The following is a 16,026-nucleotide window of genomic DNA, read 5'->3' as shown; positions in this document are numbered from 1 at the left end:
CTAGGTCTTCAAAACTAATCACATTTTCTAACAGTACGTCAACTAACGCTCCATAACCATTGCTCCATAACCATTTGCGTAACGGAAGAAAATTGCTTGGAGAAGCCAAGAGTATTTTTTTCCTATCTTTAACAAAAATTCTTCAAAATTGGCAAGCTTTTAACTCACCTCCCAGCAGAACAAAATTTACAGTCCAAGGACCGCAAGAGGATACACTGGCTAAGGATCGATAAGTGGTAAGTTTACCTCCAAAAATGGAAATTAAGAGGAATCGTTCTGTTCCATTATAATCATTTAATTCTAAGTGATAATCTCCAATTAATAAAGCGAGTTTCCACTCAAACCGATAGCAGCCAGTGTTGGGGATACGGCTGGCGTTTATTTAGTCCCATCATTTACTTACTGGTCTCGGAAGTTCCTTATTGGGATCCAAGCGCTCGCGGTGCTTTATTCGGATTGACACGAGAACACCCAAAAAGAACGTATTGTCCAAGCTGCCTTAGAAGCTGTTTGTTATCAGACGCGAGATTTTAATGCAAGCGATGCTAAACGGATGGGGCGAGTTTGACTACTCTGAGTGTGGATGCGGGTGTCAGTAAGTGATTGATTATTATATTTTTTAGCGGATATTTTAGGTGTTAATGTGAACCGTGCCCACTGTTTTACTGCTTTCTTAGCAGGGTGGCTTAATGCAGTCTCCCTACTACTGAGTGAAATGATGAATCTATCTTATAGTTCTGGAGGAAATTAGTTCTGGAGGAAATATCCAAGCTTTGGCGAGAGCAGATCGTCACTTCATTTCTAAAATGATCCCCAGAAACCTGAAGAGCTCTATCAGATCTGGCAAAAAGTCATAGAAAAGATTGTTAATCCCGCAAACCCACCCCTTTTTTCATAAGTAAATAAGTGATGCCAAATAAAATAACAACAAAAACCAGCATCAAAAAATAAGAAAGAATAAGTTGGCTGTCTGCAATACCCAAAAACCCATATCGAAAATTATCAACGATGTAGCTAATAGGATTTAGATAAGAAACATATTGCCATACCAGAGGTAATAAATTAATCGAATAAAAAACACCACCCAAGTAAGTTAATGGAGTTAAGACAAAAGTAGGTATGATTGAAATATCATCAAAACTTTTTGCATAAATAGCATTGATCAATCCGGCCAGTGAAAAAATACTGGATGCTAAAAGCGCTGTTAGTATAATTGTCATTAGGAAATGGATATGTAAATGTGTAAAAAAAGCGCAATGATGGACACAATAATTCCGACAATAATTCCCCGCAAAAGACTGCTACTCATGAAACCTAAAAGTATCGTTATGTTAGAAGCTGGAGAAACTAATATTTCTTCAATATGCCGTTGAAATTTGGCTCCAAAAAAGGCGGATACCGCACTAGCATACGAGCTAGTAATTATATTCATCATAATAAGACCAGGAGCAATAAATTGAACGTATTTATATCCTCCCATAAATCCTACTCGAGTCCCGATAACTCGCCCAAAAATAATAAAATAGAGAATGCTTGTTATTGCAGGAGGCAATAAAGTTTGGGACCAAATTCTCAGAATGCGTTTTAATTCCGCAACGACTATCGTTTGATAGGCTATTCGATCTTGTTTAAAACCCATTATTTTTCTGCCGTCAATTTGAGAAATAATTCTTCCAACAGATTGGCTTTATTTCGCATACTATTTACTTTAATTTTGTGTCGTTTTAAGTCCTCAAACAAACTACTTAAGCTTTGTTCTTTAAGGACTTCAACTTCCAGAGTTCGTGAATCTTTTATCCAAAATTGATAACCTTCTATCATTGGTAATTTTTCTAGGGGTTGATCAAGGTAAAGAATAAATCGTTCAGCATCAAATTTAGTTAGAATATCTGCCATAGTGGTATTTTCGATAATTTCCCCGTGGTCAATGATGGCAATATTGCGGCATAAATATTCGGCTTCTTCAAGATAATGAGTTGTTAAAATAATTGTTATTCCTTTTTGATTTAATTCTTGCAAGAATTGCCACATAGAACGTCGAATTTCAATATCTACGCCCGCTGTTGGCTCATCTAAAATTAACATGCGCGCCCTGGTAATAAGGGCTCGTACAATCATCAACCGACGCTTGAATCCTCCTGAGAGTTGCTGGGCCATACTATTACGCTTTTCCCATAACCCCAATTGTTTTAAATATTTTTCCGCTTGGGGCATCGCGTCTTTTCGGGAAATGCCATAATAACCTGCTTGTTGAAGTACGATATCGAGTACCGATTGAAAAATATTGAAATTAAATTCTTGAGGAACAACTCCTATACAGGCCTTAGCCGCTGCAAAATCTTTATCAATATCGTGCCCATAAACAACTACTTTCCCACTGGTTTTATTTGCTAGGGAGGTAATAATCCCAATTGTAGTCGATTTTCCAGCCCCATTAGGACCAAGTAGCGCAAAAAAATCGCCTTCACTTACTGAAAAGTTAATACCTTTCAAAGCTTGAAGGCGGTTTGCGTATGTCTTTTTTAAATTTTCTATGATAAGTGCTTTCACGTATAAGCGTGCTGTTCTCTTGACTTAGCAATTCGGACCACTAACGATCGTCCTTGTAAATCTTTGCCATGTGCACTTAGTGCTTTAACAGCTTGTTTTGCACTAGTATAAGTCACAAATGCATAACCTTTAGAGCGGCCTGTACGCAAGTTTCTTACTATTTTAATGGTTTCAATAGCTCCGAAACGAGAAAAATGATTATGTAAATCATTCTCGCGGACATGGTAAGGTAAATTACCTACATAAATTTGATCATTAGAAAAATCTTCGGAGGATTGATCTAACTCCATTCGATCTCTTCCTCGAAATACCGAAACAGCAATGATAAAAAGTAGCAATGTGAAACATGATAATGCTGTAAAAATAATTGAATTTGTTGACATGGCATTCCCATTGTTATTTAAAAAATTAAAACGTTATGTAATTGTAAAGAAGGTGAAAGGGCTTGTAAAGATCAAAAAAAATGAACCCCCTTTATTTAAGGGGGGTAACGGTTCCCTTTACCTTTAATGCCAGAAAAAAATTAAAATTTGTAAGTAAAACCGCCTATCAGCATATATTATCATAGACAGAAAGTTATCGATTTGTAGAGTTCTTGCCACTTTTGTAAATTAAGCCCCACTCGATATGATATAGAATACCCTACTCCGATTCCCCATAAGGTAAAACTTTATTATATTTATTTTATTACATTTTATTTATACATTTTATTATGGTTATAGGCACTGGATGAACCGATATCATTGAAGTAAGGTCGGGAATATAGGTAGTTGAAACACGTACCGCCACGCGCCGGCGCCCCCACCTTTGAAAAAACTTTGTAGCCATTTGGAAGCGGCGCTATACCTTTCCTCCCAGCCGCATAAATTTCAGTATCACCCCCTTCGACAGTAGGGCCATTATACTTTTTATATTTAGAAAGTGGTTATTATTTGGAAAGTGGATATAAACCCCCACTGCCCTTTAAAGCGAAAAAATTATCAAATTGATAACCATACCCCGCCGGTACTATAAAAAATTCCATTGTCATCAATAGAATTGAGATTGTCAATCGAGGTATGGGTATTTCCGTCACCTAACGTTCCATCCAAACGTTCCATCCATATAAAGCATAAAACCCCCTGACCCTTAAGAATTGGCTAATGGCGCTTTCCGACAAACCAAAACTGGCTGTACTAAAAGCAAAAATAGTATAACCGCAAAAATTGTTAAAAAATTGTTAAAAGAGAACTTTTTTTAATCATTCTAGCTTGTTGGTCTTAAATTAATCAAAAAAATGATTTGACACTATGGCACAACTTAACCTTTTTAACCTTAAAGCCAAAGATGGCTACTACTAATGGATAAATTATGAAAAACAAAAAAATATAATCTATTTCTAATTTTTTAGATTAGTGTTAAAATTAGAATCTTACCTTGAATTTTACCTTGTAAGAGCCCGTTGTGTTATACACCTCACTCATAATTTGCGCAATCTATGAAAGGAATATCTAAATTATTTATAAGAATTATCTATAAGAATGGGGGTGACTTGTAACAAGGCTGTTACTCCACCTTCCCTTGAATTGCAAGAGAGGAAAAAGCCCATGTCATCTAAATTCTTAGTTTCAATAGTAAGTTTGTGTGTTGTTAGTGCTTTAACTCCTTCGTTAGCAGCGACAAAGCAACAAATTAACAAGCGAATTGACTATCTTCAGGAACAAATCAATCAACTTCGAGCACACCAAAAACAAGCTCAAAACAAACCCACTCATACACACCATTATCAAGAGTACACCTGCCAAAATGGCAAATGTGTCTATCATACCTCTCGTTTAGGGATAGGCCCCTATCTAAATACCCAAGAGGCTTTTGATGGGTCGGAACTTATCATCAATACTCCCACCATCCGAGAAGATGCTCGAATGCTTATTAACCAGTATCAATTGGAACAGGAATGTAGCGAGATGGGAATTCCCACTCCTTTCCTCCCACGCGTAACCTTTAGTGGAAAATTGGAAGGCCAGGTAGCTTATGGAAGCACCTATGCGGGATTAAGAACAACAAATATCAACTTTAGTGGCGCAGAATTGGATACCTATATTCAAGGAAATTTGTGGGTATCTGGTTGTATGGACTTAGATTATGATCCCGATGAGTTGGTAAACAGGTCACGTGTGTTTATGAATCGCGCTTTTGTTACTATCGGAAATCTAAGTCGATTTCCTTTTTATATAAGTATTGGTCAAGTATATGTACCGTTTGGGCGGTATAACAGTTTAATGATCAGCTCCCCGGTGACCTTGGGACTCGGACGAACCCGTGCTCGCGCTTTGACAGTAGGCTACCAAACTGGTAAGAACGCTGCTTTGCATGCTGAAGTATATGGTTATCAAGAACTAACCAATAATCTGTCTCATAGTAATCAAAACAATCGATGGGGGACGGATATTGGTTATGAATTTAATAATGGGGGTCGCGTAAGTGGTGAAGTGGGAGCAAGCTTGATTTCTAACCTTGCGGATTCACAAGGAATGCAAGCCACGGTGTTCTTGCATGATGAAACTTTGCATCGTACCGTCGAAGCAATTGATTTTTATGGAAATATTTTCATTGACCCTGCGGTTTTTATTGCAGAATATGTAGGGGCTTTAAGGAGTTTTGACGTTGCTGATGTCAGCTTTGCCAACCAAGGCGCTCGCCCTACTGCTTTCCACGCCGAAGCAAACTACACCTTCCATACGGGTTCAAAGCCTAGCTCTCTTGGTATTGGGTATGGGCACACCACCCAAGCTTTAGCTCTAGGACTACCTCAAGTCCGTTATAGCATTTTCTATAACGTTAATGTTTGGAGGGATACGAATTTTGCTTTGGAATATCGACACAATATTAATTACTCGCGAAACGCAATCAGTACCGAAATCAATCTTATCCCCTCAGGTATGGCTGCTTATTTAGGAAAAAGCGATAACGTTTTAACGGCGCAATTTGACCTTTTTTTCTAAAAAACAATCCGTTGGATTAAAAATCAATCCCTCTCTTTTCAGAAGAGGGGTTTTCTTTTTTCAGTTTAATAAAATCCAAACCCCAAATTTTATGACCTAAAATCGTCTTCCGCGTTTTTCAAATTTGGTAATTCTAGGGTGATCTCTTGAGGTTAAAAATTCCCCCTCCCCCAGATAGGTTTTCTAAATATTTAAAATCGCTTATAAAATCGCTTACAACAGCCCATCCATTTTCATCGCATAAGTCCTTCCCTTCGTCGCCAACCGTAATCGACTACCCTTCTTAAGTTTTTGAGCAGCCAAAGTTATAATGAAGGCGTCTTTTATGATGGTGCTTTTTGAACTAAGGATTACGAACATTCTGAATGCGCTCTGCTTTTAGAAGCTGACATCAACGTGGAGCGATACCCGCCCCCCGGTACTAGCTTCTCTCCTATCCCACAAGAAAATTAAGGTCGGGATTTGTTTTGGCCATGGTCAATAAAGCTTACCCATTATAAAACCAATTTCCACTATTACCTCACCACCTCTTGAAAAAATTTTTTGAATCAATCAGTTTTCAGAAAAAAATTGATCCCATACGACGTTGGCCATAGAGATTCTAAAACAAATTTTTGTCCTAGAGTAAGACGACATTCGGGATAAACAAAGATGCGAATAGTTCGCTTGATAGCTTTATTATTCATTAAACTGGATCCTCAATTTTGAATTCGGTAGCATTTCACTTAGTAGGTAGCCTGCATTTTATGCAAAGTCTCCCTAGCTAAGACAAGAATCTTAGCTGAGAACTCTATAATTTTATACAATTTTTCGGGTGTAGTTAAATGGTAGAACATAAGCTTCCCAAGCTTAAAACGTGGGTTCGATTCCCATCACCCGCTCATTATTAAATGGGCGGAAGGTTATACACAATTCCTTTAAGATTCTAGCCGGCATTTTGACTGTCATCATTGCAGTATTTGTTATTTCAATCATTATTTTAATAAAGGTGGTCAATCCAAATAATTACAAAAATTGCATTGACCAATTCGTCCACAATGAAACAAGCCGTCATTTAATCTTAAAAGGCAACATGGGCTGGTCCTTTATCCCCTCTCGCTAGAGGAGCGAATCTTAAGCATGGTTATAGAAATTGGGCTAATTAGAATGAAAATAAAAAAGTATTGCATTAAACAATAGTAGTAATAAAACTATCCAAAATAAATCTATCGAAGCCCCTAACTGAGTTAAAAATTGTTGGTGCAGACACATTAATACCGCAGTCAATTTGATTAATCTCAAAACTCATTCAAAAAACATTTTACAAAACCTTAACTTAATAGCGGTTCTCCTGAATGTTTAAACTCTTCAATATAAACTTTATCAAAGGATACTCTCGCTTTCTACAGCATCGATTTAATCGCATTCTCGTACGATTTAGGACCACAGATAAAAATATCAGCCGTTGGGATGTTGTGTAATTAGTCTTTGAACATTTGATTCGCTAAAATATGCCCTTGTTGTCTGGTAATTCTTACAGCGACTAAGATTTGGTCGTAATGTTTTGGCCATTTCTTTAATTCTTCCCAAAGAATTAAATTAATAAGCTGCAATACAGAGTAATCAATATGTAATCTTCGTTCACTTTGACTTGTAATTAATTTACGAGTAAAGGCAATGGCGGGCGTAACACCAACGCCAGCCATAAAACAAAGAGCCGGATCCTTTTTTCGGCCTGAAAGATGAAAGAATCTTGAGATTCGAAAATTCGTAAAACTGTTCCAATTTCGGCGTGCGAGAAAAGCCAAGGAGAAAAAATTCCGAATTTTTCATTTTTCACTGTAATCTCATAAAAATCTTTATTTTTTGAGACAGAAATTGTATATAAGGACGTGTAATCATAAACCCATTAATATTGACTTCTACAACTCAATAGATTATAATTAAAAAATTTTAATCTCTTCATTATGTTTTATGACATTGACAATTTTAATATACATCTACCTCCTCTCCTCACCTAATTATCTTTAATTTATCTTTAATTCTAGGACGACAATTGCTGCATAATAGTCCCTGCTGCAGTTTTTTTGAAATCGCATCTAAAGCAATTACTTTCTGTGTGATCATCATCTTGAATAACTGGATATTTCAATTGCATACATTCGCACAACATCTCTTTGCACGAGAGACACATTAGTTGCATTCAACTGACCCGTTTTAAAAAATGCTGTAGTTCATCTGAAGTAAACGAAGACATTTCATATACCAATCGAAAAACTTCTTCGAGATCATCCAACTGGCCCACACTCACTAACTTATTATCGGCTAATTCAATCTCACGCCATTGGCTTTCTATCCTTGGAACGATTCTTTTCGGGATTCCTTAATTTCCGAATAATAAATCGCAAAAATATCCGCACCAATCACTCAAGAGAGGCTATAATGATCTTATCGTTTGATTTTCGAATGGTTGTGGTGATTGTGAGGTGCTCTAAAAAAACTACTTTGATATTCAGCTACCAAACCAACAACTAGCACCAACAGCTAGCACTTCATACAAATCAGTCTGAGAATTAATGAGATTTTTTAAATTTTTGAATGTCTTTTGATAAAATTTAGAAAATGTTTTTGCATCAATAACTGCCACTGTTACATCTATTACAGCAATAGCTGTTCCTAAACTTGAGGTTTTTTCAATCACACCTAGCTCACCAAAAAATTGTCCAGGATTAATTAATCGTCTTGATATTGGCTCGGTCTTCACACTCAAGAAATTGTATTTCTACTGTGCCGTTTAACAAATAATAAACTCTGTCGGATTTATCTCCCCCTTTAAAAAAGATTTTTCTCTTTGAAAAATCCTGGATGCGCTTAAAAATCGACATTGCTATTTTTTTTGCCTTTCCTCATCTGTGTTGTTGTCAATAAAACCTGCTCTTCAAAATAATCATTCACTTTCATACAAGCCAGCACTATTTTATTTCCTTTCTTATCGTAGGAAAATCTGCAATGTCCTAGAAATGATTATATAGAGTTGATCTCCCAATTCATCTTCCTTTAGAATCGATTGGAAAGGTTGATAGGTTTTTAAATATAGCTTTTTTAGAAAGTACCTCGATCTCTATAAAAAAGATGTTTAAATAAGCTTATTTTCCTAAGCTTATTTTTGGTAATAGCGGTTTAAGATCCTCAGCTATAACAATTCCTGTCAACAATGATGATTATAAATTCAAAACGAACACTATTCGAATTTTAACGGTTCCCATTTTTTATAAAAATCAATAGCCGCTTCATTAGTAACTCGCATTTCTAACAAAATACAAGTAGTTAAACGTGCTCTGGTAAAATCCATCGCATGAATCAAAAAATATTCAGCAAATTTTCTTCTTTGGTATTGGAGTTTTATAGCAATATTCATCAATTAGTATTCGGCATGTTGTAATAATATTACAATAAAACCAGCAACTTGATGATCATATCCCAAAAATCCACCCGAAATACTGATTTTTCAAACAATCACGAGAAATGTTTTCAGACTAAAGATACGGCATACTTATTTTTGCAATTTCAACGAGATTCGTAATAGTAATATATTAATATATTACTCCTACTCCGTGAAAAATGGATTTTCATTCTCTCATCAATTTTATGGCTGTTTTTAAGTCGTTCCATGCTTGAACTTTTAACGCTATATTTTGCAACAAATCTGCTGGAGAATGGCTTCTAATTATTTGCGATTGCTTCGAGGAATTAATTAAATAGGTGACGGCGACACGAGAACCTAATAAAATAACACATTTAACACATTCCACGAATTCACTGGACTCCCAAGGACCCATTTGAAGACCACCTTTAACTCGCTTTTTCGTAGCTTTTGCAATTTTTTCTACTAATTGAGCCTCTGCTTCATTTAGCAATACTGCATCAGCCAGTAAAACACCCACCCGGTGATTCTGAGAGTCCAATAAATCATACCTGTAGTATTTAAATGAAACCGACGTTCGAAAACGCCAGACATCAATACCCATCAACCGCAAATAATGTCTCACGACTTAACTTTACTTATCCAATTAATATCAATTCCTTATCTCAATGCCTTATCCTACCATAAGAGGATTAAATTTGCCTCCTCTTAGCGAAATTCTTAGAGCAACACTAAGATACGAAGATTCTGACCGCGTGAGCTTCATTTATCAAAGTCGCCTCTTATGTTAAGATAGCCCCGCATTATGATAAAGAAGATCATTAAAGTTGTTTTGCCTCTTTTGCTCATTGCCATTCTGCTTATCAGCGGTTATTTTTACTGGTGCCATGAAAAGCGTTATCCCAGTACGGACGATGCCTACATTCAGGCAAATGTAATTAATATCGCTCCCCAAATCAGTGGCACTATTGTTAAGGTGTACGTTCGTGACTACCAGCACGTCCAGAAAAATCAGCCTCTCTTTGATATCGATCCGGCTCCATTCACCATCGAGCTCATCAAAGCTAGCGCACAGCTCGATGAGACCAAACAGAAAATTCAAGCTGCTGACATGGCTGTACAATCAGCCAAAGCAGTAGTAATCGAAAGGAAAGCGAAACTTATTCATGCTCGTCTTGTTACCCATCGCATATTGGCTTTAATGAAAAAACAATTTGTTTCCCGCGCAGACGGCGACCTTGCCATTAAAAATTTAGATGTAGCCAAAGCCGCATTAACCGCAGCTAAAAACCAACTGCAAGAATTAATTGAGAAACGAGGACAAATTGATGATAAAAATGCTCAATTGCGATTAGCTAAGGCAGCCATAAAAAAATCGCGCCTCGATTTAGAATACACCCATGTTGTTGCTCCAGCCGATGGCTTCATAGCTAATTTTAACTTGCGGCGAGGCGATAATGTTAACTCTTATCAAATTTTATTTGCCTTAATCGAAGATAAGGTTTGGTGGGCTACGGCTAATTTTAAAGAAACTCAACTTGAAAATATTCGATCCGGTCAATCAGCCACCATTAAAATTGATATGTATCCTGATCAAGTTTTTCGTGGGCACGTTACGAGCATTAGCGAAGATAGTGGAACGAGCTTTTCCTTACTGCCCCCGGAAAATGCTAGCGGCAATTGGGTTAAGGTGACTCAACGGTTTCCTGTAAAAATTATTATTACCGATCGAAAACCCAATTATCCGCTCCGCTTAGGAGCAAGCACCACTGTTACTATTGACACAACTGCTGTTCACTAATTTATGAAGACTGCCGTACTACTAATAAATAACGACAATCTCTATTCCCGAAGATGGCTTGTTATCACAACTATTATGATGGTTGCTATATTAGAAGTGCTAGATTCCACCATCGTTAATGTCGCTTTACCCCATATAATGCCTTTACTCGGAGCTAATCAAAATCAAATTACGTGGGTATTGACTTCCTATGTCATCTCTTCAGCCATTATGTTGCCTCTGACTGGATTTTTTAGCAGTCGCATCGGTCAAAAACAATTACTTTTAACGAATATCACTGGTTTTATGGTAGCGTCCGTTTTGTGTGGAATTGCACAATCCTTACCAGAAATCGTCATTTTTCGAGTTTTCCAAGGACTTTTTGGTGCTTCCCTTATCCCCTTATCTCAATCTATTTTACGAGAAACTTTTCCCCTGGAAGAACAAGGTAAAGCGATGGCTATTTGGGGAATTGGAATTATGGCTGCGCCGGTATGCGGACCCACTTTAGGTGGTTTTATTACAGAACATATGAGTTGGCGGTGGATTTTCTATATTAATCCTCCAATATGCCTATTAGGGTTAGCATTGACGTTAATGGTAATTCCTGAAACAGAACGTCGTTATCAACGTATCGACTGGTTGGGGCTAATTTTAATGATCATTGGCGTTGGCGCTTTACAAATTTTTCTCGACAAGGGCAATGAAAATGACTGGCTAAATTCCAATCTAATTTTAATACTTTTGGTAATGGCAATTTTTTGTACGATATATTTCATCATTCGAAGTTTAACCCATTCTTCTCCAGTCGTTAAATTAAAAATTTTTAAAGATCATAACTTTAAAATTTCCTGCCTGGTGCTTGCTTTATTTTCCGGCTCGTTATTTAGCTTAATTACCTTAGAACCTATCTTATTAGAACGTTTATTTAATTATCCTGCTCTAACCGCAGGATGGACCATGGCGCCTTTGGGAATTGCTAGCTCGGTTTCTATGATATTTTTGCCACAATTAATGAAACATATTAACATTAAAATTATTTTAATCACCGGTATGGTGTTTTGCATTTGCGGTGCCATTCGATTTACACACATCAATCTAAACTCATCGATTCAGGAATTTTTAGCGAATAATGCCTTCTTAGGTTTTGGTATGGGATTTCTAATGGTGCCACTTACTACTTATTCCTTAGCTACTTTACCTAAAAAAGACATTACGGAAGGTGCTGGTTTATATAGCTATTCGCGAATGCTCGGAACATCAATAGGAATTTCTCTCTTAAGCACACTCGTCAGCCGTACCACACAAATTAATTGGAATGCTTTATCAAGTCACATCACCATTTACAATCCTAATCTTCATCAATGGGTTGCCTCCCAACAATTGACTTTTCTGCATCCTATAGGAATCAACCGCCTCGGTTTGATTGCGCAACAACAAGCAAGTATGCTCGGTTTTTTGGATGGATTCAGAGTCATTGCTATTATCTTTATCTTATTGATACCATTGCTACTCACTTTGAAAACCATTGAATTACGCAGCGATACTAGCGTTACTTCACATTAGAAAGGTGAAAAAATGGAATGTACTTTCTGCAAAATTGCTAAAAGTGAACTTGGACAATTAATTTATGAAGATGATCAGGTAGTAGCTTTTAACGATATTACACCTCAAGCTCCTACCCATATTCTCATTATTCCGCGTCGTCATATTTCTACAATTAATGATATATCCCGAGCAGATGAGCAACTTTTAGGACATGTGATAATCACAGCGACTCAACTCGCTCGGGATAATAACATGGCGGATTCAGGCTATCGTCTCGTACTCAATTGTAACCAGGGCGGAGGACAAGCCGTATACCATATCCATCTTCATCTACTCGGGGGCGCCAAATGAATTGGCCGCCAGGCTAACTCTATAATCAAATTGCGGTTTCGGCATGCCCTAAAACTCTACAAGACAATCGGAAATTTAGAAAATGACCAATACTACAGAAAAACATGTTGAATCTATTTTAACCAACTTGGGGGAAGATATTCGCCGTGAAGGCTTAAGGGAAACCCCTCGCCGCTTTCAGAAAGCCCTAGAATATCTTACCTCCGGCTACCAAGACAAATTGCATGAGATTGTTAACAAAGCTATTTTCCAATCCGATATGGACGAGATAGTTATCGTTAAAAATATTGAGCTTTATTCTCTATGCGAACATCACCTTCTGCCTTTTATTGGGAAATGCCACGTAGCTTATTTGCCTAATGGTAAGATCATTGGTCTTTCAAAAATTGCACGTATTGTGGATATGTACGCCAAACGCTTACAAGTCCAAGAAAATCTCACCAAGCAAATTGCAGAATCTATCGCTAAAGTCACGGATGCCAAGGGAGTCGGTGTCATTATTGAGGCAAAACACCTTTGTATGATGATGAGAGGGGTAGAAAAACAAAATTCTGACATGACAACCTCCATGATGCTTGGTACCTTCCGCAAAGATGATCGAACTCGGGCCGAGTTCTTGAGTTTGATTAGGAATTAGCTGATGGTGTATACTAACCTCTCCCTTAAGCCGAGGTGGCGGAATTGGCAGACGCGCCGGACTCAAAATCCGGTGGTGGCGACACTGTGAGGGTTCGAGTCCCTTTCTCGGTAGTTAAATCAAAGTGTTACAACACTTCCCCATTAACCACTTTATCGTTGTATTTTTTGCGTGACTTTTTCGGAAGTGAGTCTCGTTCTTTTTTATCGTAAAGAGTAATGACCTGAGCCAAATATAAATGTGGCATTAATATAATTTGGCGTTAAGGATAGGATAGTCCATTAAAAATGACGTGAATAGCTACTTATTTAAATTAAATGCGTTTTAGGATTTTGTTAACAGAAACTTGTTATTGTTATACAGCTATGTAGAATCAATCGTTATATTACATCTTCATTGATATCGTTGGATAATGTTAATGTGTAATTTGCTTTAATATTATAAAAATTGCCGGCGTATACTATTACAATATTGGGTGCATATTATGTCGCGTCAGCTTAAGCGAGGTGTTATTATCCTGAGAAGAACTACTCTACCAATCCAATTGCATAGAAACTTATCATTTTGGTCTAAAGTTATCTTATGGTGCAGGCGCAGATGTTAGAGATGTTAGAGATGTTAGAAAGATCGGTGCATCTATCTATAACCTATGATGAAAAAACCGTTGCATAAATACATTTAAAAGACCACCACCCCCGGAAGCGCCTATAAAAATAAATCTAAATATCCATAACCCATAAAAAAATATCAATACGTTAGAGGTTTTAGCGCGATAAGATAGTAGGTAAAGTTCCAGATCAAATAACAGAATGCGCTGAAATGCTCAAAAATTTCGAAGCTTACGAGAAGCTTACGAAAAGATGGGGTCAGAATGCCTTCAGATCTATTGATGTTCGTGGTGGGGGGCCTCCCCGGCCCCCACAGGCACTGGGAAAACAAGCCTTGTTAGGGGCCAGCAACTAAAGAAAAAGAAGCTAATATATGATGGTTATCAACAAGTACAACGCAATTTAATAATTGCATACTTTGGTAACTCCAAAAAGAATGTACGTGATGCATTTGAAAGAATGCAAAAAAAGCGAAAAGAGAATAACAACCAACTATTCTAATTATAGACGAAATTGATGCTATGGGCTTACGTCTTAACTCTAATAATGATAGTGGTGTAAATCGTAGAGTATTGTTAAGTGAGTTTCTAGTTCAGATGGATGAAAGATCTAGTAAGAATGAGAATATTTTTGTAATTGGCGCAACTAATGCTCCTGATATATTAGATAGATCCTACATTAAAGCGCCCAACTTGTAAAGTTTTATCTATCATTAAAGCAACGATTTTTGCAGTAAGAAATCATGCAACAGCAATAAATAGAAATCACATGCTAGAAGCTATCAGAAAATTTAAAGAGCACGATACCAATGCCACTCAAAGCCTACAAGATATCTATGTTCTGAGACGATGAATGGTGATAATGGCTTAACGAAATGACATCGACGATACAATCACAACATTTAGCGTATAACAAACACCTGGTGAAACTAAAACGGTAATAAAAGAGCCGTATATAAAACATCTAAGAAAATGACCTTAGAACATAAATCACCCATCTAATCTGCTACAAAATGCAACTTTCTAATATTAGAAAGTTTAATCATTTTATTATTTTTCTTTTTTTAATCGATCTCTTAAGAATTTAGTAGCCATATTGCGTCCACACGGACGTCCTAAATAAAAATGATTAATTTAGATCAAATTAAAAAGATTTTAACTAAATTTCTCTTCGGGCAACAAATTGGTGTTACACTTTAGTCAAAAAATAGTTCTTTTATTTTTAAAAATGCGTTCTTTATATGGGGAGATCCATGCTATACGATTTATCTTGATTAGATAAACCAAATAATTGTGTATATTATCTAAAATCCAATGATAAGGATTTAATTAAAATATTGGAAATTTTAAAAAAGACACTCACGGCCACATGCTGTAGTTTAATAAATCTAACTAACATACATGAACATGATTATTATGGTTGTTTGATTTCAAATATTCAATACCCCCAATCAAAAACAAATTATTTATTTAATGTATATACTTTATGTACTTCATATTCAGTTAACAGTATAAATTCACTTCAATTTTCTTACAAATAAAATTCTCAATAAAATAGAAAACGAAAACATTAGCTTTAAAAATCTTTAATTTAAATTTAGAAAAGCAGCCGACTCTCACAACGCTAAGATATACTGATTATTATCGATCCGCATCTAAATGTACTTATTTAAAAAATTTGAAAAATCGCTGGAGTAAGTGAGGAGTTTAAACTGCTTCAAAGTGAAAATAATCTATCGAATGAAAAACTTATTTTTAAATACGAATTTATACTTACCTGCCATCCGCTTTTAATCGTATTTGTTTATTAAAATGAAAACGTTTTCCTCGGAGGCTTTATCTGCCTTAATCAAGTTCGAGGAGAGTGCTTACATATTTTTCCATTCGTCTATGGTTACGTGTAAACTTGCTAAAACTCTTGTCTTTTTAGTTCCCAATAGTAAAAAATCCATAAGTACGAAGCCTTTTACTAAAAAATTCTCGTCTTTTTAAATCGAAATTCTCGATCGTCTGCATGAAACATTACTAATTCCGAAAGAATATATAAAAATTCCTCAGTATCTTTATGATAATAAGGTTCGATTACTGACAGATAAAACTTCACTTAGTCTTTTCTAGAAAATAATAATGAATTTTTATATCCTCAAATTTTTAATAATAAAATTA

11 protein-coding genes, 2 tRNA genes and 3 pseudogenes are annotated in these 16,026 nt (G+C 36.3%); 9 read left to right on the top strand and 7 right to left on the bottom strand.

Annotated features, from left to right (window positions below):
* Window positions 1–866 precede the first annotated feature (866 nt).
* From MRH55_RS04605 to MRH55_RS04595, 3 genes and pseudogenes are all read right to left on the bottom strand, one after another.
* Window positions 867–1,639, bottom strand: a pseudogene (locus tag MRH55_RS04605) (ABC transporter permease).
* On the bottom strand, window positions 1,639–2,550 hold the full coding sequence (locus MRH55_RS04600) for an ABC transporter ATP-binding protein (protein WP_304985095.1): 912 nt from the start codon (window positions 2,548–2,550) through the stop codon (window positions 1,639–1,641). Before MRH55_RS04600 ends, MRH55_RS04605 begins: the two are co-directional and overlap by 1 nt.
* Window positions 2,547–2,933 (bottom strand): RNA recognition motif domain-containing protein, encoded by a 387-nt coding sequence (locus MRH55_RS04595; protein ID WP_304985094.1) that lies wholly within the window; start codon window positions 2,931–2,933, stop codon window positions 2,547–2,549. Before MRH55_RS04595 ends, MRH55_RS04600 begins: the two co-directional genes overlap by 4 nt.
* Window positions 2,934–4,136: 1,203 nt before the next feature.
* Here MRH55_RS04595 and MRH55_RS04590 point away from each other — a divergent pair.
* The 3 genes from MRH55_RS04590 (at window position 4,137) to MRH55_RS07800 (ending at window position 6,636) form a co-directional block, all read left to right on the top strand.
* The gene (locus MRH55_RS04590; RefSeq protein ID WP_304985093.1) at window positions 4,137–5,534 is read left to right on the top strand and encodes a CBU_0937 family porin; all 1,398 of its coding nucleotides are present in this window, start codon (window positions 4,137–4,139) and stop codon (window positions 5,532–5,534) included.
* An 811-nt stretch (window positions 5,535–6,345) separates the two neighbouring features.
* Window positions 6,346–6,415: transfer RNA gene (locus MRH55_RS04585), tRNA-Gly, on the top strand.
* Window positions 6,391–6,636 (top strand): AsmA family protein, encoded by a 246-nt coding sequence (locus MRH55_RS07800; protein ID WP_369421001.1) that lies wholly within the window; start codon window positions 6,391–6,393, stop codon window positions 6,634–6,636. The genes MRH55_RS04585 and MRH55_RS07800 overlap by 25 nt, the downstream gene beginning before the upstream one ends.
* 358 nt (window positions 6,637–6,994) lie before the next feature.
* Here the strand turns inward: MRH55_RS07800 and MRH55_RS04580 are convergent, their stop codons facing one another.
* The 4 genes from MRH55_RS04580 to MRH55_RS04565 all read right to left on the bottom strand — a co-directional run bounded on the left by MRH55_RS04580 (window position 6,995) and on the right by MRH55_RS04565 (window position 9,562).
* Window positions 6,995–7,219, bottom strand: coding sequence for a ferredoxin reductase domain-containing protein (locus MRH55_RS04580; protein WP_304985092.1), 225 nt, complete (start codon window positions 7,217–7,219; stop codon window positions 6,995–6,997).
* Window positions 7,220–8,025: 806 nt separating this feature from the next.
* On the bottom strand, window positions 8,026–8,277 hold the full coding sequence (locus tag MRH55_RS04575) for a cyclic nucleotide-binding domain-containing protein (RefSeq protein WP_304986132.1): 252 nt from the start codon (window positions 8,275–8,277) through the stop codon (window positions 8,026–8,028).
* A 477-nt stretch (window positions 8,278–8,754) separates the two neighbouring features.
* Window positions 8,755–8,931, bottom strand: coding sequence for a GNAT family protein (locus MRH55_RS04570; RefSeq protein WP_304985091.1), 177 nt, complete (start codon window positions 8,929–8,931; stop codon window positions 8,755–8,757).
* Window positions 8,932–9,142: 211 nt separating this feature from the next.
* Entirely contained in the window at window positions 9,143–9,562 is a 420-nt protein-coding gene (locus tag MRH55_RS04565) for a hypothetical protein (RefSeq protein WP_304985090.1), read from the bottom strand.
* Between the two features lie 180 nt (window positions 9,563–9,742).
* On the opposite strand from MRH55_RS04565, the gene MRH55_RS04560 reads away from it, so the two are divergent.
* The 6 genes and pseudogenes from MRH55_RS04560 (at window position 9,743) to MRH55_RS07795 (ending at window position 14,559) form a co-directional block, all read left to right on the top strand.
* Window positions 9,743–10,738 (top strand): HlyD family secretion protein, encoded by a 996-nt coding sequence (locus tag MRH55_RS04560; protein WP_304985089.1) that lies wholly within the window; start codon window positions 9,743–9,745, stop codon window positions 10,736–10,738.
* A gap of 3 nt (window positions 10,739–10,741) precedes the next feature.
* Window positions 10,742–12,256, top strand: a pseudogene (locus MRH55_RS04555) (DHA2 family efflux MFS transporter permease subunit); the annotation flags it as partial.
* 39 nt (window positions 12,257–12,295) lie between these two features.
* Window positions 12,296–12,633: pseudogene (locus MRH55_RS04550) on the top strand (histidine triad nucleotide-binding protein).
* Window positions 12,634–12,698: 65 nt separating this feature from the next.
* Window positions 12,699–13,253 (top strand): GTP cyclohydrolase I FolE, encoded by a 555-nt coding sequence (folE, locus tag MRH55_RS04545; RefSeq protein ID WP_304985088.1) that lies wholly within the window; start codon window positions 12,699–12,701, stop codon window positions 13,251–13,253.
* Between the two features lie 29 nt (window positions 13,254–13,282).
* A tRNA-Leu gene (locus MRH55_RS04540) sits at window positions 13,283–13,366 on the top strand.
* 1,016 nt (window positions 13,367–14,382) lie between these two features.
* A complete protein-coding gene (locus MRH55_RS07795) occupies window positions 14,383–14,559 on the top strand; it encodes an AAA family ATPase (RefSeq protein ID WP_369420998.1) in 177 nt (58 codons plus the stop codon).
* Window positions 14,560–16,026: the final 1,467 nt, after the last annotated feature.

Source organism: Coxiella-like endosymbiont (genome assembly GCF_030643785.1).
Lineage (GTDB): Bacteria > Pseudomonadota > Gammaproteobacteria > Coxiellales > Coxiellaceae > Coxiella.
The sequence above is the reverse complement of the archived record's forward strand: the minus strand, read 5'-3'. Positions and strand labels throughout refer to the sequence as shown.

Excerpts from the sequence above, each read along its gene's own strand:
- MRH55_RS07795 (WP_369420998.1), top strand. The coding sequence starts at position 14,383 with ATGGGCTTACGTCTTAACTCTAATAATGATAGTGGTGTAAATCGTAGA.
- MRH55_RS04580 (WP_304985092.1), bottom strand. The coding sequence starts at position 7,219 with ATGGCTGGCGTTGGTGTTACGCCCGCCATTGCCTTTACTCGTAAATTA.
- folE (WP_304985088.1), top strand. The coding sequence starts at position 12,699 with ATGACCAATACTACAGAAAAACATGTTGAATCTATTTTAACCAACTTG.
- MRH55_RS04560 (WP_304985089.1), top strand. The coding sequence starts at position 9,743 with ATGATAAAGAAGATCATTAAAGTTGTTTTGCCTCTTTTGCTCATTGCC.
- MRH55_RS04570 (WP_304985091.1), bottom strand. The coding sequence starts at position 8,931 with ATGAATATTGCTATAAAACTCCAATACCAAAGAAGAAAATTTGCTGAA.
- MRH55_RS04595 (WP_304985094.1), bottom strand. The coding sequence starts at position 2,933 with ATGTCAACAAATTCAATTATTTTTACAGCATTATCATGTTTCACATTG.
- MRH55_RS04590 (WP_304985093.1), top strand. The coding sequence starts at position 4,137 with ATGTCATCTAAATTCTTAGTTTCAATAGTAAGTTTGTGTGTTGTTAGT.